Source organism: Nonomuraea sp. NPDC003804 (assembly GCF_040610675.1).
GTDB lineage: Bacteria > Actinomycetota > Actinomycetes > Streptosporangiales > Streptosporangiaceae > Nonomuraea.
Genome location: NZ_JBEXMT010000112.1, coordinates 1 through 1,311, shown reverse-complemented (window position 1 = coordinate 1,311; position 1,311 = coordinate 1). Strand labels below are relative to the sequence as shown.

The window sequence follows — 1,311 nt, the reverse complement described above, 5'->3', positions numbered from 1 at the left end:
TGATAATATTGAAAATATCAATTCGGATGAGCAGAAAAAATATTTGCCTTCGTTAAATCTCTTCCTCGGAATGTTCAATTTATAATAACTTCGAGGAATGAGGAGCAGTGTGAGGAAAAGATTCATATCCGGGAGTTCAAGAAGGATGATGTGGGGATTTCTTTTGTTGAGAATATAGTTGAATCGGAGGGATTTAATGTTTCTCTGACTCGAGCAATGGCTGAGTCCCTTCTTGAGACATCAAAGGGCAATGCTCTCATTATCGTGCAGGCTTTGAATGGTCTTCACAACAATGTAATTACGTTTGCCCAGTTAACGCAATCCTTGGAGAGTATGCGTTCAAAGAACTCCGAGATGGTCGCGAATTTCATGTATAAAAATACATTCGATGCGGCACTGCGCTATTTGTCGGAGTCTGGGTATCCGGTTGATGATGTGATGTGCATCATATCTCTTTATGATGAGCGAATTGAATTGTATTCGATCAGTAGATTGGCAAAGATTGAGGTCTCTGATGCGGAGAAGATGTGCAATTTTCTTCTTGAGCGCCTTATTCTTACGAAATCTGGGGAGTATTACGAGCTTAATGAGTTTGCGAAGAGATTTGTGTTGATTAAGTTGCTGCCGGATCGATTTGAGTTGAGTAATCTGCGCGATAAGATAAAGCAGCATAAGGATCGCATGAGGAAGAAGCTTGAGCAGCTTGAAACAACGCTTGATGCTAATTCTGCACTTCATAAGAATGTCAATGAATGGCAGCCGCGTAATTATATTGATAAAATAGTTATTGCTGAGTTATTTTCTATTTATGGTGAGGCGGTGGTGTGCGTTAGGAGGGGGGATAAACTCGAGTTTGAGAGATATATCCGGGACTTGAATGAGCATTCGTTGATTACGAACCATCCATATGTCGCTCTTCAGAAGGCGCGGCTTCTAAAAAGTGGAATTTGGAAATTCTACAAGGGGAATGTTAATGTTCTCGATCAAATTCAGCGGGCCTACGAAGAGGCTCTTGAGTCTATTGAATATGATTATCGCTATCTAATTGGGACGGCGGCTCATGCGTCGTTGTCTATGTTTTTGGGTGTTTTTCTGTGTGCTGATAGAAAGGATTATGGGCGGGCAATTCGATTTTTGGAGTATGCAAAATCTATTTTCGATCAAACCCAAGTTCAAAAGCCATGGTTCATAAGTTGTAACTATCTCTCAATTTCATATGATGAAAGATACAGGCAAACCAATGACCGTGCATACTTTGTCCATCTTTCTCGCGTGGCAAAGCAGGTGTCTGCGTCAAAAAAGAAGGCGGCT

General features: G+C 41.1%; 1 protein-coding gene. It reads left to right on the top strand.

Going from position 1 to position 1,311, the window contains the following annotated elements; translation table 11 throughout:
- Positions 1-150: 150 nt before the first annotated feature.
- The coding region (locus ABZX22_RS45155) for a hypothetical protein (RefSeq protein WP_354923525.1) at positions 151-1,311 on the top strand (1,161 nt) is incomplete at its 3' end.